Source organism: Nitrosomonas ureae (assembly GCF_900206265.1).
Classification (GTDB): domain Bacteria; phylum Pseudomonadota; class Gammaproteobacteria; order Burkholderiales; family Nitrosomonadaceae; genus Nitrosomonas; species Nitrosomonas ureae_C.
In genome coordinates, this window is sequence record NZ_LT907782.1 from 2,429,876 (window position 1) to 2,450,385 (window position 20,510).

The following is a 20,510-nucleotide window of genomic DNA, read 5'->3' on the forward strand; positions in this document are numbered from 1 at the left end:
TGATCTTATTTTATATTCTCATACATTACAAACAAACGGGATCAATCTGCCAATTCAGAAGAATTGATGCAGCGAGTGTTTCTTTGTAACTTGGAAGAGCAGTGAAGCTTACATTGCGAAGATATTAGCGTCTTTCTTTTCGATCATATGTGGTATTCCTCACACGTAAAAAGGTTAGGGCGCTTAATGAATTCAAATTACGAAGAGAAAGAAATTTTTAGGAATCATGAAACTTGGACTATTTTCATGATCAATATCATACGATGACTATGCGCTATAGCGGGGTTTTATCTTCGCAAAACAGTAGACGATTACTGTCTTTAATATATTTTATTGTTCCACCGATAATTACCTGCTTTGCATAGTAAACACAGCAACGTTTAGGTTTTGCCTGAGTGGGATCATAGGAGAAAAAATACCAGGTATTTTGATACTGGATGGCAGTATTTGCATTCGCATAGACGTGAACATCCGTAGTGGGCTGGCCAGGCTGCGTAGTTTCAATATGTGCACAGCATTTAACAGGATTAACGGAAGTATCAAATGTGGTATGTCCGGTTACCGCCATAAATTTCCTTTCAAATGGGAAAAATGGTTTAAGAATTAAATAAATAAAATAATACACGAGTAATCGATATTCTTGCTAAAAATTCATAGTCAACTTAAAAAAGACCGTGCGCGTTGGAAGAAAAATCGGGTTAATAGGCTCGGATAGATTAAGATAACTGTTTCTATAATAGAACTCCTCATCCAGCAGATTTTTTCCCTCCAAGCTCAGAATTCCCCTGCGATTGGGAAACCGGTAACCAATCATGTAATCCAGAAGAAAAAATGAATCAATTCCTGAAGCAGTCTTCTGAGGATCTCGGATTCGATCATAATCACCATGAAGAAAAAGGTCCTGTTTGACAAAAGTGGTGGTGAATCTGGAAAACAAACCGGTTGGATGAAAGTGCTCAATACTGAATGGTGCGCTGACTGTCTTGATCTGATCCGGATTAGTGATGATATTTGCGCCATTGTGCGTGAGCTTTTCGTATTGAAACTCGCCCCGCATAGCCCAGAAGGTATGGGGTAACCAGTAAAGGTAGGCGCGATAGAGTTGTTCATTTTGTTTCGATAAAACCTCTTCGCTTGCAGGTGCTGAAGGTACTTTTACATCGCGTTCGGATACTTCGAAACCACTGAACAGTTTATCCGCAACACGGGTATCAAAACCAATGCCCATGCGTCGTGCTCTGGTTCCATTCGGCTCATCAAAGAATTGATTGAAACCGGCCACTTGCGTAGGTTCCAATGATTGCTGCGCGATGATATGAGATTTTGTAGTCTCAAACCAGGCAGCTCTTAATCTGAAAAAATCAGTGATATCCCACTGTAAACCGATCTTGGGATTAATTTTGTCTATCCGAGTATTGACGGTGCTGCTAAATGCATCGTAGCTCAATCCCACGGTAGCTGTAATATTTGCGAGTAAGTGCGTGTTGGTATAGGCGTAGACTGTATTGCGGTCATAAATGCTTCCGAAATCGTAAGTCCCTCCACCCATGATTGAATTAAAGAGCCTGGCCCGGAATAAATGCTGTGCTTCGGTTTGCAATCCGGACAAATTGAGCCTGAGAGGATTTTCATTCCTACTGAAAGCGATTTCCTCATGACGGTCAATATACTTGGTAGAAAACAGTAATTCCTGATCGGGAGTGATGGTGTATCTTGCACCGAATCGTGCAACCTGCTCATTCAATTCCCTGCGGTAAAACGATCTGCCGTTCAATCCATCTTCACCAAACTTAGAGAAATTCAGCTGGATATCTCCATGTTCAGATGCGCGCGAACGAGCCTCGGCCTGTAGGTTCAACTTGGGAGTTAAGGCATATTGAAAAAAAGCATTGTAAATATTATGTTTTTGGTCATTGTTAGGGCGGAATCCATCCGTTTCATGATGAAATTGTCCCAGGCCGATTGAAGTTCTGTCACGTTGAAGAGAAGCAACCACTTCATTTCCAAGCGTGCCATTACTGCCCACAATTCCGGAAGCGACAAACTGAGGTTTGTTGCGTTCCATGAGTGGGGCAAATTCATTAAAGCCGATGACCGAGGGCGAAGTTCCTGTAATGATATTGAGATCCGCGACGGCCAAGTGCGGTTGTACCGGATTGACGTTGATCGGTTGCAATAATTGCACTTGCAGTAGCTCGCTGACACGGGCGATTTCATGCCGCGGGATATTGACATAGGCATCGGACAAGAAACGATGCGCCGAATGATTTCCCGGGTCAAAGCTCAGGGATTTTGCGGTTTCCATCAGCGCGCGTTTTTCAAATCCGAGATTCTCGAAAATTCTTGCCAGGCTGGATCCACGCGCGGCTTCATCACGATCCAGCAACAACCTGGATCGATAAACTGCGCGATTGTCGTTTAATTCAATTGATTTCTGGATATCCTTCAATGCTTCTACGGGCCGATTCTGAGTTTGCTTCTGAATTGCATCGTAAAGCCAGGGGGTAGGATCTTGCGGGTCACGCTCCTTGGCCAGATCGAATTGAACGCTGGACTGAGGGTAGCGTTTTTCTTCAAAATAAGCCTTGCCCAGGTAGCTACGTATGAGCGAATTGACTGGATCCAGGCTTGCAGCGATTTCCAGTTCAATGCGGCCCGCTTCGAGCTTGCCTTCGCGTATCAGCGCCAATCCCATGCCCAGTCTTGGCAAAGGATCCGCCTGATCCAATTGAATGGCTTGAGAGAAGACCGTTTGTGCGCGTTGGGTATGAAATTGCAGTAAGTATGCATAACCCAGAATCGTCTGTGTTCTGGCCACATCAGGGTTTAAATTGACAGCTTGTTGCGCCGCCTTGAATGCGCGATCCAAATCACCTGTGGACATGTGTAATTCAGCCAGGCGTGCCCATGCCAACGCATTCTTGGATTCTATCGTTGTTGCTTGCAGAACGCTGGCCAAGGCTTCTTCGATTCTGAAATGTGCTTGCTGCGCATATGAGAGCGCAAGCATTGCTGACGTAGAGTCGTTATTCAGCGCGTGTGCATGCGTGGCTAATTCGAGTGCTTGTTCTTTGCTATTCTGAACCACTGCGATTAAAGCCAGCAAAGCATAGGCTTCGCTGTTATTGGGTTGTTTTGATAGCACTTCTTCAATCATTATTTTGGCTTCATTGGCCTGACCGACTGCCAATAAAAGACTGGCGCGGTAGAGCAGCAGATGGTCAGAGTAATCGGGTGATTCAATGCTATCCAGTAGGGACAAGGCTTCGGAAACTTTTCCTTGGTGGTAGTATTCAATGGATTGCTTTAACACCGGCAATGCAGAGAGTGGGGTTAATTGTTGGAGATGAGTATGGATAATGATGGGGTAGTGCAACGCCCATTGCACCGCATCCACTGGATTAATAATGCTTATTCTGTGCGGTGCGGTATTCCGCCTAGCAATTGCCGCTTCATGATTGGCAAGTGCAAGGGTTCCTTGGGCGTTAGTGGCCGTTATTTTTCCCTCATAAAGGATCATCCGGGTACTATTTTTATCGACACTCACAAGAAATTCAGTGCCTTCAACGCCCCCGTTAAGAAAAGGTGTTCTAACCGTAAATGGTTTGGGTGTGCGGGTAATGATATGAATCACACCGGTAAATAATTCCAGTAATGAGGGTACATTGTCATTTTCTGGTTGGAGAAATGTCATGCTTGTTTTCTGATCCAGTCTTACCACGCTGGCGTTATTTAGCAACAGTGCGGCTCGGCTGTGCGAACGGGCACGAATAGTATCTCCCTGGCAAATAACCGCGTGCATGGCTATTTTTTGCCAGACTGGTTCATTGGCACGGCGTAGTTCTATGATCCCTTGAGCCGAGGTCAGCCGAGCTACCTCTGGTTCGCAGGTTTCAGCCGCATGTGTGCTATTGATCTGGCACAGGAATATAAGGAAGAAAAATGCCAGCTGCAAGATAGCCGACATATTCCGGCAATTAAGCCCGGACTCAACGGACTCAATTATGCGGAATATTTTTATTGCCATGCTCGATGATGGTTTCAGGTTCTGGCGTACCTCTGATGAACGCTCCTGAGTTGTAAGCATTCATATTCCCCCTACAGACTGTAACAGGGGTTTGATCATATGAAAAAAGCATCCGTGCCGCTAATTAGGATTTTGGGATGTAGTCATTCCGATTACTTGGCTTCAATTTGAATGGTTGAATTCCATGAATCGACTGGCGGGACGGATTCGTTTTTCTTGCAGAGGTTTAAAAAAAACTTTGAGGGACCATCTTCTGGAATCATATCCAGGATTTTATACAAGCTATCACAAGCTTCAGTCCATTGTTGATCCTGGTAAGCCTTTAACGCACAGGAAAATGTTTCACACAGCCACAACTGCATCTGACTGGCTGATTGTTTGTGTGCGATAAGCTCGAACAGGTTAACCGGTGTGGATTTTCCGGTTAGCAGAAAATCTCCCAATGGGCGAATCAGAAATTCGTCCAAGCCCGTGATCACCTGGCCCGATACCAATAACCGGGTACCCAGATATTTATTGACCCCCTGAATGCGACTGGTGGTATTGACGATATCTCCGACCGCACGGTATTCAAAATGATGCAGCGCGCCAATGTTGCCCAGTAACATTTCACCAAAGTGCAATCCCATGCGGGTAGGTAAGTGTGGCTGGTTAGGGGTATGATTAAAACGTTCAATGGCGGCAGCGATATCCAGGCAAGCAAGACAAGCATCTCTGCGCAAATCTGAGCTGGCCGAAGTTTTGGCCCATATGGCCAACATGGCATCACCTACCACATCCGATACCGTTCCATTATGCTGCTTCACGGGCTCAAATAAAACAGCATAATAGTTATTCATCAATTGGCCGAGCTGCTGCGGCTCCATCTTTTCTGCCAGTGCAGTATAGGCTTCTGCATCAGTAGCAAGGCAGGCGCCATACACGAGTTGATTATTCAATGCCATGGCCCCTGAGTTTCTAACAATATCATTGACCACGCGATCAGGGAGAAAATAACCAAAAGCTTTTTTTAGTTGCTGGCTTTCAAGTTTTTCTTCGTCATATTTGAGTGTTATTGCCCCAAAGAAGGCCAGGGGCAGTTGCAGAAAAACCGGATTGATAAGAGGTAGCCAGACACTGATTTCTTTAAAGAAATAATAGACGCTGCCTGCATAAAGAAAAATCAGCACAAAACTGGCCACGACAGCGCTTTGATTAGGTAAGAGCATAAAAACGATACCCAATCCAAGGCCTAATACAAATAAAATGCCTAAGCTACCCATGAGCGGGAAAGGTCTGACCGGTTTGTTTTCCAGCAAATTCGCAAATGCCGTAGCCGCTATTTCGACGCCGCTAATATAAAGTCCATCGGGATTTGAGAAAACAGTGTGATAATCATCGCGAACAATGTCCTGTTCCGGTTGAGTAGCCGCAGAAAAGCCGACAAATACTACTTTATTCTGAAAATTCACTGGCCGGGATTGTCCAGAGGTCTCATTTTCGTCAGGATATAAAGCTTGGTGATAGGGTATGGTTCTGATGCTGCGAGGCGGGCCATAAAAATTCAAATAACGAGTGTCGTTTCCGGAATATGTATTCAGAAGTGCGAGCAGCGTATTTCTTTGAGTGGAATTCAGATTTGCATCGCGATTGAGCTCAGTCTTCAGGCGGTGGGCGAGGTCGGTTTCATTTAGAAAGAGATCGCGCAGTGTAAAAATTAAATCTTCAATATCCGCTGCCTCTTTATGAGTGGGCAGCTGTGCTGCATAAGCTGGATTAACAGTGCGTAATAACCGGATGAAATCTTTATACAGCGGCAGCGCAAAAATTTGCAGAACGACAGTAGGGATCGTGGGCATGTCGCCGGCATCGGGTTTGAAAACCCAATAATGATTGACCCTCTCTTTCTTAGGTAAAGGAAAAGGCGCATGAGCCTGGACGGCATCAGCAATAAGCGGCAGCAGCGGCATAGGCCCTTCCTTAACCATCCGAGTATAATTTTTCTCCTTTGCATCCGTGGAAAGCGCGGTATCTTCATAGACTAATCTTTCCACCAGCACGATGTTGCCTGCTGTTTTCATGCTAAGCGCCAGCTTATGATCGTATGCCACTATTGCGCTGGGTGTATCAAAAATAAGATCAAATACAATGGTGCGCGCGCCAGCTTGAGTCAATTGCTCGATGAGCCGTGCATGCAATTCGCGCGGCCATAATTGTGGGGTCATCGGTAAATTAAACCTGGAAGCAGAAGGTTGATCAATGGCAACGACGACGACGTTGTCCGGCGCTACAACAGCTCCACGTAAATGAAACAACCAGTACAAACCAAATTTCTCTTCCATCCATAATCCTGCAGGAGACAGATGAACAATGACTCCTGTCAAGCCGATAACAATGCCGAGAAGAAGGTGCTTAAGCCATCGGGGCATGTTTATTTTTTCAAGCATAAGCTGAGGGCAGTATCAATGTAAGAGTTTAGTCCAATAAATGTTCGCCTAGCAGGAGTGTGATAAATTTTTCCCGCGTGGCACGGGATGAGTCGCGATAAAGCATATATTTTGCGTGCTGGTCCGGTTGTTCTGGATTGATCTCGATACCCCAGAGCGGTGCCAGCGTCATCGGTAAATTCGAATAGCGTACATCAACGAGCACATTGGGTTGCTCCGGACGAATTGCCAGAAGTCCGGCAGAAAAATGACTGAAACGTGCAACATCCTGCGCCAGTACCGAAGCGGGTGGCAGTGTGCTCAAATCACGTTCCAAAACAAATTTTGCAATAGATTCGCCTGGATAAATGCGCGGCTTGGAAAATAGGCCGACACGAATTGCATCGACGTATAATTTGCCTTCAGACTCGTAGATTGAGCGCCATAGCAGTAAATTGGCCAGTGTTGGTTTTACCAGTAATTGTTCTGCTTGTTGTCCTCTTGCCGCAATCATTGATTCGGCGACAGTTTCTGCGCGCTGCAACTGCATCCAGCCGAACGATAAATAGACCGCCGCGAGTAGCAATCCGATGCGGGCTGCTGTATGGCTGTATTTCCGGTACGCCATTACTCCGGCGATCAGCAGAATCAGAGTGAAAGCCGGGTCCACGACCGAAATAATACTTAATGCCATGCGCTCATCGCTCAATGGCCATAACAGATGCGTGCCGTAACTGGTGAACGCATCCAGTACGCCACTTAAACAATATCCGAGAAAAGTGAATAGATACAAACGGCCAAAAGCCAAGCGCTGGCGCAAAAATGGCCATAACAGAAGCGCTACAATCAAGGCACCCAGCGGCACGAAAAACAGGGAATGGGTAAAATGGCGATGAAATTCGATATTTAGCAGGGGATCATTCTCAGACTGAATCAGAATATCAACATCAGCAGCAATACCCGCCAGAAAACCGATACCGGTTGCCATGCGCGTTTCCTGTTGTTGGGCGCCCGATTGCGCCATCGTGGCACCCAGCAATCCTTGAGTTATTAAATCCATAGTGTTAGAAGCTGTGAGGAAACAAACGTTACTTCACAAATAAATGTAAATTGATTGAATAAATAAAATATTTTCCAGGCATAGGGATTCATTTGCCTGGACCCTCTACGGTAAAGCAGAAGCCGATTAATGATCAATCAGAATCCGGAATTACGAGATAGGTTTTTAAGATGACCTTTTCGGATGCAAAGATGATATCAGTTTCTTTCCTTTTCGAATGGTTTTGTAGCTAATCAATCACAACGACAACGGGAGGTTTCTTTTCTGTGAGTGAAATGTCGGTTAACGGCGCAATGTAAGGAGCGCAGCGGAGGCATGTAATTCATTGATGAAAAATTCGTTATGACACGCCAGTGATTTTGATCACCGGAGTGGATCGGTGATACCTACGGCGTGGATTGCGATCAATGTGATGATGCCAACGGTAATCAAATAATACAACGTCGGAATAATGGTCATGCGAATGATGCGTCCTTCGTATCCTAACAAGCCGACTATGGCGGATGCTGCAACTACATTGTGGATGGCAATCATGTTACCGGCAGCGGCGCCAACCGCTTGTACGGAGACCAGTAAGGCACTGGATACACCGATCAATTGCGCAGTATCGAACTGAAATTGCGCCATCATCAGATTGGATACGGTGTTGGAACCGGCGATAAATGCACCCAGCGCACCCACTGATGGAGCAAAGAACGGATAAATGTCTCCCATGCTGCTGGCAACCCACTGTGCCATCACTTGCGGCATGGCGGGCAGATTGGTCAGATTGACGCCGGAATTGATCAGAATACGCACCATCGGTATGGTGAAAATCAATACAAAACCGGCTCCGAGCAAGGTACGCGATGATTCCGCGACCGCAGCTTTGAGCGTGCTGAATTGCATGCGATGCAGAAAGAATGTCACCAAGACCACGAACATCATAATGCTTCCGGACAAATACAAGAATGGGATACTTCCGGAAATATCCTTTTCATTCAGTATATCAGTCCAATTCAATGTCAGATGATAGCTCAAGAACGTTTTTACGTCCGTGTTAATCCGCGATAGCATCAGCAAGGTTGCTAGCAGTGCGTAGGGCAACCAGGCCGACATAATTGTAATTGTCGATTTTGCAGTTAAATTTTCCAACTGGATTTCGACGCTGCCGATCCATTCCTCCGGCCAATCTTTGGCGGCAGGAAAATCCCAGTGTTTTTTGGGTGCCAGGAAGCCGACGCGAGTGGCAGGTACGACAATGACTAATCCGATCAGCGCGCCGACAATCGATGGAAATTCCGGCCCTAGGAATATGCCGGCCAGAGCATACGGTACGATGAATGCGAGCCCGGAAAAAATGGCGAAAGGTGCGATCGCGAACCCTTCCGACCAAGATCGGTTGCGTCCAAAAAAACGCGTCACCATCATGCACATCAGCAGCGGCATCAATACACCGGCTATGGCGTGGATTATGGCAACCTCACATGTAATCAGGAGATAAAAATCTTCCCAAGCTGAACCTGACTCGGTTAATTGCCCGCTGATGTTTGTCTTGTCCAATCCACCCGTTACACCCACAACAATCGGTGTGCCTGCGGCGCCGAATGATACCGGGGTGGATTGCACCATCATACCCGCCATGACTGCCGCCAGCGCCGGGAAGCCCAGAGCAATCAGCAAAGGCGCCACTATGGCTGCCGGCGTGCCGAATCCTGAAGCACCTTCGATAAAACAACCGAATAACCAAGCGACGATAATCACCTGCACTCGGCGATCGGGACTGATATTAGAGAAACCGCGCCGGATCGTAGTAATGGCACCGGAATGCTTCAATGTATTAAGCAAGAGAATGGCGCCAAAAATGATCCACAAAATGGATCCTGTCAAAATCAAGCCTTGCAGGGTGGATGCGATTACTCGATTGAAGGGCATTTCCCAGACAACCAATGCAATCATAACGGTTATGATAAATGTCAGCGGCATGGCGCGCCGTGCGGGCCAGTTGAATCCCACCAGTAGCGTCGCAGCCAATAGGAGCGGCAAGAACGCTAGAAATGAAAGCAAAGATTGGGTCATGGCATTTTTTCAGTTTAAGAATGCAGGATAATTCCAGGGATTCATTCAGCATCCATTGCTATTTATCATGCATTCATTCTGAAATTCCGATTTCTGCGATGCAGTATTTACCGTGGCGGGAGGGGACTTGTTTTCAAGCCGATCCCGATGCTGACTCCATGAGGTTATTGTGCCGAGATGATGAAAGTGCATTAGCCTGAACTATTCAGCAGGTATGGGCAAAGACACATGACGCGGAACAATTGATTGTGATCCGGGTTTAAGCAGGATTCCCTACCGCTTTTTGAGTATGAAGATGAATTCACCGGTGGTTTGTGTCATAGACAATAATTCATTTCCTGTTTGCTCGGAAAAAACCTGAAAATCAATCAAAGACCCCGGGTCGGTGGCAACGATTCTCAGTGTTTGTCCGCTGATCATGCCAGCCAGCGATTGTTTGGTGCGTAAAATAGGCAAAGGGCAAACCAAGCCACGCGCATCCAGCTCCTTGTCAATGTTCTCCATATTTCAATAATATAAATTTGCTGCTACCAACTTTGTTTTAACCAAGTATTTTCGGTGAAAAAGAAATTTCAAAGCTCTTGGGCCCAAGAGCGGTATTTCGATCCGCTGTTTTTTATATTTCAGTCAGTTGGTGGTTAGAACGCGACCTGCATGCGTGAGAATAAGATTTTTTCTGTAGGTCGATCGAATCTGCCGGTTGCGCCGTGAGTAAAATGCGTCTGATTGTAACTTAATTGAAGCTTAATGTTGTGGTTGAGATACCAATTAATGCCTACCCCAAAATCCTGAGCCCTGCTGACTGAACGATCCGGGTTAAACAAGCCATGTGTAAAGGCCTTGGCGTCAAGGTTAAGTTCTGAGTATCGTGTGACTAATTGTATGGCACCTATTGCATTGAGATTTTCAAATGTTACCGGATTGTGGGGTTGCACCCTGCGGAATGAAGCATCACCATTAAAAATAATCCACGAGATTTGTACCTGGAAAGCATCATTGGCGACTTTATCACTTGTTGTTCCAATCTTGATTTTTTGTTGGGAAATTGTATATTCCGCCATGATTCCAAATGGGCCGGAGTGATAATAAAGCTGCGGACCAATCCGCTCCCGGCTGCCACTGGCAAAAGCATCTTGTGTGTACGATGCAATCAACTGTTGGCCCGGCGATATAAAGGTTGGCAAGTTTGCATGGCCTGATTGCGTGCTGCCATATTGTGTTCCATAACTATAGGCAATACCTAATCCCAGCCCCTGGAGAAGTTCGGTTTGCGCATGTTTTAGCGGATGGGAAAACAGGCGTGCAACAAAATCGATGCCGCTGTTGTTCGAATTAATGACGTTATCGCGAATTCCTGAGCCGTTATCAACATTCCCGTTAAATATACCGATCTGATATTCGATGGTATCCCAAAGAATATTGCCAAAAACTTGCACGCCAATTTCTCGATTAGGTGCCAGATTGGTGGGGAAAGCCCGTTCATTTAAGGCTAATGCAGTTGCTGACTGCAAGCGCTCCAGTCCGAAAGGAGACTTGAACTTGCCGACGCGAAGGTTGAATGGCTTGATGTAATTGCTTTCAAAAAAGGCATCCAAAATTCCCGGACTCGACTCCAAATTGGGCATAACGTAAAAACTGTAAATTTTACCAAACCTGATTTCAAACACGGGTCGAATACGGCGCAAGGTAAAAGAATCGTTGCCTGGCTCGCTTACATCATTAAAGAAGGTATGTGAATCAGCCTGGATAAACCCTCCTAAGCGTATTTCATTTCTATCTTCATTCCATCGATAGCTCGCTCCAGAATCAGTAAAGAATAATCCTGCTTTTCTTTTATTATCTTTATGAAATTTTTTTATACTCGATTTTTGTGACCGATCTGGAATATCTTCTTGCGCATAAGCAAGGGAATTTACATAAAAAACATAGGTTGTGGCAATTAATGCACTTTTTAATCCGAAAATTTTCATCGTTAGACGCCCATATAGAGAGGTAATGTGGCACCCTTGGTGATCGGGTATTTGTAGAAATACCCATGCTTATTGGGTTTGGATGGAAGATATAGAAATTTTCTTCGCACTATTGCAACTAACGGGAAAGGAATCGATAGAAAGAAAGGTATTCTTGTGGTAGATCTTTGGAAAATAGGCTGCACCATCTCATCATACAGGGTGAAATGGAATTGAATAGGTCGCTTTATCCAGGCCCTGTTTCGAGATCATCAGTAAAAATACGTAGATTACTGCAAGAACAGATTTTAAATCGCTATTACATGGAAGAAAATAATTTCGCATATGCCTTGCGAGGTCTTTGAAGAATCTGCAGAAATCTCCTTATGAAACGGATTAGGTAAAAGGTGGGAAGCTATTGTTTTTATGAGGATAGAGTGATGCGCAGAGAGCATTTTTTAGATATCTGGTCAATAGAGTATGGAAAATGGTTGCCATTCCATAAATGTTAAATATGGTTGCTTATTTGAGGCATGCTAATTTATCGAGGCATTTTGTTGGAGAAATACTTCAAAGTCTTCTGTAGTCAAAGGTTTGCTAAAAAAATAACCTTGTCCGTAATCACAGCCCATGGCAATTAAAAGTTGTTTCTGCGAATCTGTTTCCACGTCTTCAGCGATGACTTTCATACCCAAACGATGCGCCATGGTAATCACCGCCTCGCATAAGATTCTATCGTTAGATCGGCTGTCCAGATTAGAAATGAATGATTGGTCGATCTTGAGATAGTCAATATCGAATTTTTTTAAATAAGAAAGCGATGAATAACCTGTGCCAAAATCATCAATAGCGACTTGCACACCGGCATCACGGAAATTTAACAGTTGTTTCACTACCAATTCATGGATATCTAACAGCAAGTTTTCAGTAATCTCAACGATGATGCTGTGGCCGTCTAATTTTTGCTCATGCAAGTGATTCACCCAATCACTCATTTTACTGATAAATTGTTTGGGTGATTTATTGATACTAATTTGAAAATTAGTATTGTAATTGGCTTGCCATGCGGCTACTTGGTTGACAGCTTGTTTGAATACCCAATCGCCTATTTCAGAAATCAGATTGGATTCTTCCGCGATGGAAATAAATTCTACCGGAGCGACCGTTCCTCGTTCGGGATGCTGCCAGCGTATTAATGCCTCGGCTTTGTGGATACTACCGGTTGCCAGTTTTACAATGGGTTGATACATTAAGAATAGTTGCTGCTCTCTTAATGCATGGCGCAATTCGTAGGCGATTCTGGAGCGGGTTTCTGTTGCCTTGCGCATATTGGAAGTGAAATAGCTGCAGCAATTGCGACCGTTATTTTTTGCGGCATACATGGCTTGATCAGCATTCTTCATCAGTATTTCCGCGCTACTGGCATCAGCAGGGAAAAATGTCACACCAATACTCGCAGTGACATAAGCTAGCTTTGCATTCAGATGAAATGGCTTCGTCAATTCCAGTAAAATCATCTGAATGATTCTTTCGGCACAGTGCTGATCATTAATTCCGTTCAGGATAATAGTGAATTCATCGCCCCCCAGGCGTGCAACCGTATCGGTTTCACGAACGCAGCCCTTAAGCCGCTTAGCTGCTTCTACCAGCAGAGCATCGCCAACACTGTGCCCGAATGAATCATTGACTTCTTTGAAACGATCGAGATCGATAAACAGTACCGCCAACAACATTCCTGTACGGGCGACATTCTTAATGTCATGACTTAGACGGTCATAAAACATATTGCGGTTGGGCAAACCGGTCAATGAATCATAGTTTGCTTGCCGCCATATAATTTCATCCGATTTTTTCTTATCAGTGATATTAGAAAAATTAATGAGGTAGTAGCAGATCGAGCCTTTCTTACTTAGTACCGAGCTAATGTTTAACCATGCCGGATATTCTCGTCCGTATTTGTGCCTATTCCATACTTCGCCTTGCCAATGGCCGGACTGTTTAACACTTAACCAGATCTTTTGAAAAAATTTAGTGCTGTGCCTAATCGATGTTACGATTGATGTAGGTTTGCCGATTACTTCTTCCCCGGTAAAGCCGGTTATGATATGCAGCGCTTTGTTAATGGAGATGATAATCTTATTCGCATCGGCAATCATAATTGCCTCGGTACTATTTTCAAAGACTTTACTGGAAAGATATAACTGTTCATTAATTTTTTGTTGTTCTAATGCAATTCCAATGATGAACGATCCGATCTTCAACAGCTCGCGGTGAAACGCACTGGGTAAGCGATGCTCAAAACTGGAGAGCGCAAATGAGCCAATGCACTCGCCGCCTTTGCTGCGTACTGGAATGGACCAGCATGAAAGAATATTAAAATCGATAGCTATTTTTCGGATGCTTTGCCAACGTGGGTCATCGATTGTACTTTCTATATACACTGCCTCCTGACGAAAAACGGCATTACCGCAAGACCCCGCTTCCGGACCAGGACGCAATCCGTTGAGCTGTGTTATGCATTCTGCAGGAATACTGGGGGCTGCAAATACATTCATGCATTGCTTGTCTCTGTCCAGTAACATGACGGATGCAACCGCATTTTCCAGAAGTTGCTCTATCAGTAGGCATATTTTTTCGCAAATCTCTTTATAATCATTGCCTAATACAATTAACTCAAGAATCTCTTGCTGGAACTGGAGAATCTTGCTTTGCTCAACATTGGTGAGATCAAAGCAATCCGGTAGAGTAGAAATGGGTTGAGTTATATCCTTATTCACAGCGTTATATTCTCCACTCATTTTCTGCTATGCGGTTGGTTGCATGGATTGTAGGAATTCAAGAGTTGTAATGTGAGATAAGTTTAATTTATGAATATAAGTGAGTGTAAATTATACGTAAATTACTCACATGCTCAAGGTTTATTGGTGCCTCTTTGTTCTCTTGTGATTAAGTGTATGATTATACAAAAAATTATAGCAACGTGCTGTATCTTTTTGTTAATTCCTAATATGTCGCATAGCGTGGTTTCACACTTGAAGTGCAACTTCTAACGGGTGCTGGGGGTAATTTCCGACATTTTCCTATTAGCTGTTCTGGCAGATGTAATCCGATAAGGTGGTCAACACTTGTGAATGAATGGGAATTCATACGGATCAGGTGAAGAAATTTGCCTGCCTTGTGCATGTTTTATTCATAAGAAAATGTTTCATGGCAAGATTGGCGCATTAACGGGAGGGAATAATGTCTTTATCAACAGAAAGCAGTAGCTCCGGATCAATAAATAAGTTTTTCAAGAACAATGCTGATCGATTAATAAAAGCTTATCCTTCAATCCAGGAGATTAATATCCCAAACAAGGATTTTCTTTATCGACAGGGAGATTTGGGTACGTATGTTTTTTGCATAAAGGGCGGTATTGTGAAGCAGTCGTATTTAACCGTGCAGGGGAGTGAAGTAACCATTGCGCTTCTTAAATGCGGGGATGTAATCGGCGACTTAAAGGCTGATAAGCAAGCAAGAGAAGAATCGGCGCAAGCGCTGGGGAACGTTAGCTGTTACCGTATGGCATATAACGATTTCAAGGCATTGTTACTGCACTATCCGGCGCTGGCATGGCAGGTACTTGAGAAGACTTATGTGCGTAAGCAAAAGATCGAACATAAATTGCGGATTATTCTGACGCAACCAATTGAGATGCGCCTTGCGGCTACGTTGTTGGAACTGGCTAAGATGTTCGGTGTTCAGTGTACGCATGGATATGCGTTGGAAATTCATTTGACGCAGCAGGATGTGGCGGATCTGATCGGTGCTAGCCGCCCGGTAGTCAGCACTGTTCTGAATGATTTCAGAAGTCGCGGTATGCTTGAGTACACGCGTGACCAGATTTGCGTCAATGATGCGGCATTGATTGACTACTGCGAAGCAATGTAAGCATGAAAAAATGAAAAGTGTTTTCTGGATAACAGACGTAGCAATAGCGCTGTATTAATGTGCCGATATGGCGATCCGTCAAGGGAAGTCGCCATACCTATTCATTAATTCATTCAGGAGCATTAAACATGAAAGTGATTTCGCCGCGTATGCACGGTTATTTGGATTTTCTAACTGTCATTTTGTTTTTACTGGCTCCAACCATATTCGGTTTAAGCGATCTACCGGCCTTATTGGCATACGGCCTGGCCGTCATTCATCTGATTGTGACATTGGCATCCGATTTTCCTTTTGGCATCGTCAAAATCATTCCGTTTACTGTGCATGGCTGGATTGAACGTATTGTTGGTCCGACCTTGATCGCTATACCCTTCATTCTGGGTTTCTCCAACGATGAGGCGGCGCGGAATTTTTATATGGCAGCGGGGGGAGTAATTATTCTGGTAGGCGTGCTGACGGATTATCAGGGGCAGGTCAAAGACTGAGAGGATTTACAAGTAAACGCTAGGGAAATTCTGGATTTCTCTTGGTGGATCACGCTAAAAGCCGGGGTGTTTTTGCATTCAGTTTTAGCGTGACCTTTGGTTATCGTTGATTAGGGGCAAAGCGCTGTTTATTTACTGCTGTCAGCACTATCAACTTTTTCTTCCAATGTATCGCCAGCTTCTTCAATTTCTTCTGCGGCATTCTCAATCGCTTCGTCAATCTCTCTGCCTGCCTGTTCGGCAGGTCCCTCAAATGAGCTTTCAATTTCATCAATTTTATCAGATACTTTATCAATAATTTCATCAACAGTCTTTTTGCCGCTGTCAATGGATTTATCGATTTCTTTGCCGATTCTCTCATTCGTTCCTTCCTGTCCCGAGCAGCTTACTAAAAGCAGAGATAGAAAAAATACAGAAAGGGATAGAATTAGTTTGTTCATGACATACCTCGTTTACAAATGAATGGGGCGGATTTTTGCAACCCGCTTTTTGACATCGCTGAGCAGTGATATGAGACTCTGCATATTCTTATTATATATTTCATACGATCTGATTATTCAGGGTAATAATAAAAACTAAAGAGTACGGCTCAGGACTTGGATATGGTAACACTCATCGAATGTTTCACCAAATATTACCCGGGTCATAATTTAAAAAATCAACCGGATCGCGTTTGGAGATAGGCGCAAGTGTGTGAGAGTCAATTTCAATTCGTAGCTTTAATGACACCGATAAACATTTCCGATATGTATGATTTCTTTATCAGCGCCAGGAATTTCATATTTTCCGGAGTTATTGGAATGGAGAATATGCACATTATCCCCTCCCAGCTTTCTTGCTTCATGGGTTAAATTGACTCTGGCTTTGATCAGCCGCTCAGTATAAGACGCGGTTTTATCTTCAGTTTCGTTATTTTTTGAAGATCCTTTTACCTTTCCGAGTAATTCGCAGCCTTCAGGAGCGAATTTTCCGACTGTAATGGTAATGGTTTTGCTTTCTTCTGCTTGTGCATAAACTTCTACACAACCCATGATAAACAGTAACATCAATAACTTTTTGATTAATCTACAAGATGATTTTGAAATACACATGAATAACTCCTAACCGGCCGTTGAAAAACTATCTATGTTGTTACTGCGGTGTTAAAAACAAGCTCAAAATGCTCATTTATAACCCATACACTGCACTTCTTCACTTGTTTTTGCCTTGTATCGGATTTTTCGAAAATGTTTTTGTTTTTTTAACGTCTGCCGATGCCTGATACCTCTAAGTTCAAAAGCATAGATAAACACGATATTATCAGTCAATAGCCTACTTAGAGCAGGAGGAGTATTGCAAGGTTTTAGTAATCCATGCAATGAAATAAAGTCACTACTTGCATCTTTTCAACTCGGATTGGGGTTGATCTATAAGGTATATTGGGTTTTATGCAATTTACAGGAGGAGTGACATTGGACATTATTTTCTATATCTTTATCGCAGCAATCGCCATTGCTTTTGTATACGGTGTCATGCTCTATAACAGCTTGGTGGATATTAAGCATTCCGTATCCCAAGCGTGGTCGAATATCGATATTCTTTTGAAGCAGCGTCACGATGAATTGCCCAAGCTGGTTGAAACCTGCAAGCAATACATGGGGTTTGAGCAGGAAACACTCAAGCGGGTAATCGCCGCACGTTCACAGGTGGCTAGCGCGCGGGATGCGGGTAACATCGGTGCATTGGGTGCTGCGGAAAGCAGTTTGCGCATTGGATTGGGTAATCTGTTTGCCGTTGCGGAGGATTATCCGGAATTGAAAGCCAGCGAGAAGTTTCAGCATTTGCAAGTGCGTATCACCGGTCTGGAGAACAGCATCGCAGATCGTCGCGAGTTTTATAATGAGGCGGTCAAGATCAATAATGTGCGGATTGAGCAATTTCCCGATGTCATCATCGCTAATTGGTTTAAATTCAAGCCACGCGATTTACTCGAATTCAGCGATGCCGACAAACAAGATGTCAATATCGGAAGATTATTCGGTTAATACATTGCCTTCAATATGATTACCTTGCCGGTTGAGTTTGCACCCGAAGAATTCCAATTTGCGCTGGGTGCATCGATATTGATTGGGTTGCTAAGTTTCTATATATTTGTGCGCAACTGGAAACGATTGCGGATCATTGAGGATACGCCGACCGCCAAGCTGCGTTCCGCGCATCAGGGTTACATCGAGCTGGAAGGAAAAGGGCAACTGGTTGATGATCAACCCATCTATGCGCCACTTTCAAATCATCCGTGTCTTTGGTATCTCAGTCAAATCGAGCAGCAGGAGTCGTTTATCGAAAATGGCCGTCGGCAAACCCGTTGGAATGTCGTGTATAAAACTATCAGCGATCACCAGTTCAAACTTACGGATGGCGTAGCCAGCTGTTTCGTGGATCCCAGCGGTGCGGAAGTCAGCGGCAATGAAAAATTGATATGGTATGGTAATACCGAATGGCCCACCCGGACGCAAGTACTGGAAAGTCAGTCGATCGTTCATGCCATGACTAACGGCTACCGTTACACGGAGTGGCTGGTATTGCCAGGTCAACCATTGTATATACTGGGGCAATTCAGCACTTGGTCCGCCACGACACAAAAATCAGTAAGGAACGTAATGGTGAATTTGATCAACGATTGGAAACAAGATCAACCGGCGCTGCAAAAGCGATTCGATAGCAATCAGGATGGGAATATTGATCAGGAGGAATGGGAAGTTGCGCGCCAGCAAGCACGGCACGAAGCGCAGCAAATTCACGATCAACTGGCTTTGGAGCCGGATACGAACATTATTGTAAAGCCGGGGAACACGGCGCAGCCATTTATTATATCGACATATCCTCAACTACTATTGGCGCGGAAATATCGTAGTAGTGCCTGGGTCGCTTTGGCCGGGTGCGTGGTATCGCTGTGCGTTGCCGCATGGTTGTTGCATGTGCATGGATGATATGAAGTAAGTGTGTTGAGTGTGTTTCGCCATTTGGATTCAGAATTCCTCAGTGAGAGTGAGTGGTCAATATATGAATTCTGACAGGTTCTAGCGCCAAAATAATTTGGATCGCGCTAGCCGTTGCCAGATGGCAGCGGGTACATGTGCGCGCTGCGCAGCCGAGGATTCCAGAATACCGCTAAGCCGGCCCAGCTCAAAACCAAGTGAGGCTGTTTTTTTCGGAAGTGTGTGGAGCAATTGCTGGCCGATAACCCGGTCGTTGGTATATCCCAATTCATTCTGCAAGGACGCTAAGGCGGCAATGAAATGATTGGCGCGCTTGCCATAGATGGGCGCGAAAGCATCCGCCACGTAGCGTAACTTCTTGGCAGCGATGCGCGCCTTATGGCGTTTGCTGGCATTCAATTTGGCGAAGCCATGGCAGTTTTTGCATAGTTTCTCCCAGCGTTTGTCGAGAATGACTTTGGCCCATGATTTTACTTCTTGCTGCCGGGCTTCAGTCGGGGTGGCGGATAAGAGGTCGCGGCCGATATCGAGCACGAGCCGGGTGAATGTGGGTTTGCGCAATACCGCTAGCGATTGCTGGCGAACAATTGCGGTAGTATCTTGCAATAAAACAAGAACGGCATCGTCAATGCCGCTATTGACCGCGGGTGATTCCAAGATCGTCAGGATTTCAGGCAAAATTTCCTGTTGAAATACATCCCAATCGCGTGCCGGATTCAGTGCTTGCATCAACTGACGCAATGGCTGATCCCAATCGGGCACCGGCCGTCCTAGTGATTTCGCCAATCGTGCGCCAGTATGCAGGCGGCGCAAGGCAACGCGAAGTTGATGCAGGTATTCGGTGTTGCTCGCGTTTTCCAGAAGGCCCGGTATATTGGCCGATAATTGTATCAACGCAGCCTGCAGAATCGCATTCCAAACATCTCCAACCGACTGATTCTTCCCTAACCGCGGTTGGATCGCCTTGACTGGAACCGCAGTTACTGCGCCGACGAGAATATAGCCGCGCTCGGCTTTACTGCGCGGCTCGACTTGAAGCGGCACGTGTTCCAGCAATTGTATTGCTATATCGAACAGAAATTCCGGATTTCCCGATTTGAGTTCGATTTCCACTTCGCAAATGTTGCTGGAGGCAGCATCGGTGTATATTTTTCCACTGTCGAGAGCTACTTCGGCTTGTGCTTGCCCGTCTTCGATTTGCCAGGTGGTGCGCTGAAACTCGGTGGTAAATACCGGCATAATGCGTTTGAGTTTGATCCTGGCGAGCAGATCCAGGGCCACGGGCGGTAATGCGGAGAAATCCGGATGTTTGCCATCAGTGACGGTTACTTCCCATTCGGGGCGGTTTGTCAATGCGCCAACCGATTGCGTTTCGGCTTTTAGCGTCTGGATCCAGCGGTTATTCACATGGCGCAAGCGCAAAGCCATACCGCGCCGCATAAGGTCAAATTTTGCGGTATCGAAATAAATGCTAAGTAGCGGATGTTGTACCGGAGTAATTTTATTTAGCAAAGGATGACGCCGGAATTGTGCTCGATGACGCGGCTGCAGAGCCAGTTTTAGTTCGATTTCCATGGCAGATTCCTTGGTTTGAATACCCTATGCTGTTGCGCTTGAG

15 protein-coding genes are annotated in these 20,510 nt (G+C 45.0%); 4 read left to right on the forward strand and 11 right to left on the reverse strand.

Features of this window, described 5'->3' with window-relative positions:
• Positions 1-274 precede the first annotated feature (274 nt).
• The 8 genes from CPG39_RS11255 to CPG39_RS11290 all read right to left on the reverse strand — a co-directional run bounded on the left by CPG39_RS11255 (position 275) and on the right by CPG39_RS11290 (position 14,276).
• Positions 275-568 carry a hypothetical protein gene (locus tag CPG39_RS11255; protein ID WP_074720219.1) on the reverse strand — a complete coding sequence of 98 codons (294 nt, stop codon included), beginning with the start codon at positions 566-568 and terminating at the stop codon, positions 275-277.
• A gap of 75 nt (positions 569-643) precedes the next feature.
• Entirely contained in the window at positions 644-4,087 is a 3,444-nt protein-coding gene (locus tag CPG39_RS11260; protein WP_096293562.1) for a TonB-dependent receptor domain-containing protein, read from the reverse strand.
• Positions 4,088-4,179: 92 nt separating this feature from the next.
• Positions 4,180-6,435 carry an adenylate/guanylate cyclase domain-containing protein gene (locus CPG39_RS11265; RefSeq protein ID WP_231990289.1) on the reverse strand — a complete coding sequence of 752 codons (2,256 nt, stop codon included), beginning with the start codon at positions 6,433-6,435 and terminating at the stop codon, positions 4,180-4,182.
• Between the two features lie 46 nt (positions 6,436-6,481).
• The gene (locus tag CPG39_RS11270; protein WP_096293565.1) at positions 6,482-7,492 is read right to left on the reverse strand and encodes a metal-dependent hydrolase; all 1,011 of its coding nucleotides are present in this window, start codon (positions 7,490-7,492) and stop codon (positions 6,482-6,484) included.
• Positions 7,493-7,855: 363 nt separating this feature from the next.
• Positions 7,856-9,550, reverse strand: a complete 1,695-nt coding sequence (locus CPG39_RS11275; RefSeq protein WP_096293567.1) for an L-lactate permease — start codon at positions 9,548-9,550, stop codon at positions 7,856-7,858.
• A 273-nt stretch (positions 9,551-9,823) separates the two neighbouring features.
• On the reverse strand, positions 9,824-10,054 hold the full coding sequence (locus tag CPG39_RS11280; protein ID WP_096293569.1) for a sulfurtransferase TusA family protein: 231 nt from the start codon (positions 10,052-10,054) through the stop codon (positions 9,824-9,826).
• A gap of 134 nt (positions 10,055-10,188) precedes the next feature.
• The gene (locus CPG39_RS11285; RefSeq protein WP_096293571.1) at positions 10,189-11,520 is read right to left on the reverse strand and encodes an OprO/OprP family phosphate-selective porin; all 1,332 of its coding nucleotides are present in this window, start codon (positions 11,518-11,520) and stop codon (positions 10,189-10,191) included.
• Positions 11,521-12,035: 515 nt separating this feature from the next.
• Positions 12,036-14,276 (reverse strand): EAL domain-containing protein, encoded by a 2,241-nt coding sequence (locus CPG39_RS11290; RefSeq protein WP_231990290.1) that lies wholly within the window; start codon positions 14,274-14,276, stop codon positions 12,036-12,038.
• Between the two features lie 463 nt (positions 14,277-14,739).
• Between CPG39_RS11290 and CPG39_RS11295 the strand changes: the two genes are divergently transcribed.
• Together CPG39_RS11295 and CPG39_RS11300 are read left to right on the forward strand one after the other, a co-directional pair.
• Positions 14,740-15,429 (forward strand): Crp/Fnr family transcriptional regulator, encoded by a 690-nt coding sequence (locus tag CPG39_RS11295; RefSeq protein ID WP_096293574.1) that lies wholly within the window; start codon positions 14,740-14,742, stop codon positions 15,427-15,429.
• A 128-nt stretch (positions 15,430-15,557) separates the two neighbouring features.
• Complete coding sequence (locus CPG39_RS11300; RefSeq protein WP_096293575.1) at positions 15,558-15,914, forward strand: hypothetical protein; 357 nt, start codon at positions 15,558-15,560, stop codon at positions 15,912-15,914.
• Positions 15,915-16,042: 128 nt separating this feature from the next.
• On the opposite strand, the gene CPG39_RS11305 is transcribed toward CPG39_RS11300, so the two are convergent.
• Both CPG39_RS11305 and CPG39_RS11310 read right to left on the reverse strand, forming a co-directional pair.
• Positions 16,043-16,354 (reverse strand): hypothetical protein, encoded by a 312-nt coding sequence (locus CPG39_RS11305; RefSeq protein WP_096293577.1) that lies wholly within the window; start codon positions 16,352-16,354, stop codon positions 16,043-16,045.
• Positions 16,355-16,633: 279 nt separating this feature from the next.
• Entirely contained in the window at positions 16,634-17,005 is a 372-nt protein-coding gene (locus CPG39_RS11310) for a DUF4156 domain-containing protein (RefSeq protein ID WP_096293579.1), read from the reverse strand.
• Positions 17,006-17,341: 336 nt separating this feature from the next.
• Here CPG39_RS11310 and CPG39_RS11315 point away from each other — a divergent pair, with 336 nt between their 5' ends.
• Positions 17,342-17,938, forward strand: a complete 597-nt coding sequence (locus CPG39_RS11315; protein ID WP_096293580.1) for a LemA family protein — start codon at positions 17,342-17,344, stop codon at positions 17,936-17,938.
• Positions 17,939-17,953: 15 nt separating this feature from the next.
• Positions 17,954-18,883: a GIDE domain-containing protein gene (locus tag CPG39_RS11320; RefSeq protein WP_096293582.1), complete on the forward strand. Its 930-nt coding sequence runs from the start codon at positions 17,954-17,956 to the stop codon at positions 18,881-18,883.
• A gap of 90 nt (positions 18,884-18,973) precedes the next feature.
• Here CPG39_RS11320 and CPG39_RS11325 read toward each other — a convergent pair whose 3' ends face one another.
• A complete protein-coding gene (locus tag CPG39_RS11325) occupies positions 18,974-20,467 on the reverse strand; it encodes a CYTH and CHAD domain-containing protein (protein WP_096293584.1) in 1,494 nt (497 codons plus the stop codon).
• Positions 20,468-20,510 lie beyond the last annotated feature (43 nt).

Coding starts and splice junctions, on each gene's coding strand:
- CPG39_RS11255 (WP_074720219.1), bottom strand. CDS start 568: ATGGCGGTAACCGGACATACCACATTTGATACTTCCGTTAATCCTGTT.
- CPG39_RS11260 (WP_096293562.1), bottom strand. CDS start 4,087: ATGCTTACAACTCAGGAGCGTTCATCAGAGGTACGCCAGAACCTGAAA.
- CPG39_RS11265 (WP_231990289.1), bottom strand. CDS start 6,435: ATGCCCCGATGGCTTAAGCACCTTCTTCTCGGCATTGTTATCGGCTTG.
- CPG39_RS11270 (WP_096293565.1), bottom strand. CDS start 7,492: ATGGATTTAATAACTCAAGGATTGCTGGGTGCCACGATGGCGCAATCG.
- CPG39_RS11275 (WP_096293567.1), bottom strand. CDS start 9,550: ATGACCCAATCTTTGCTTTCATTTCTAGCGTTCTTGCCGCTCCTATTG.
- CPG39_RS11280 (WP_096293569.1), bottom strand. CDS start 10,054: ATGGAGAACATTGACAAGGAGCTGGATGCGCGTGGCTTGGTTTGCCCT.
- CPG39_RS11285 (WP_096293571.1), bottom strand. CDS start 11,520: ATGAAAATTTTCGGATTAAAAAGTGCATTAATTGCCACAACCTATGTT.
- CPG39_RS11295 (WP_096293574.1), top strand. CDS start 14,740: ATGTCTTTATCAACAGAAAGCAGTAGCTCCGGATCAATAAATAAGTTT.
- CPG39_RS11300 (WP_096293575.1), top strand. CDS start 15,558: ATGAAAGTGATTTCGCCGCGTATGCACGGTTATTTGGATTTTCTAACT.
- CPG39_RS11305 (WP_096293577.1), bottom strand. CDS start 16,354: ATGAACAAACTAATTCTATCCCTTTCTGTATTTTTTCTATCTCTGCTT.
- CPG39_RS11310 (WP_096293579.1), bottom strand. CDS start 17,005: ATGTGTATTTCAAAATCATCTTGTAGATTAATCAAAAAGTTATTGATG.
- CPG39_RS11315 (WP_096293580.1), top strand. CDS start 17,342: ATGCAATTTACAGGAGGAGTGACATTGGACATTATTTTCTATATCTTT.
- CPG39_RS11320 (WP_096293582.1), top strand. CDS start 17,954: ATGATTACCTTGCCGGTTGAGTTTGCACCCGAAGAATTCCAATTTGCG.
- CPG39_RS11325 (WP_096293584.1), bottom strand. CDS start 20,467: ATGGAAATCGAACTAAAACTGGCTCTGCAGCCGCGTCATCGAGCACAA.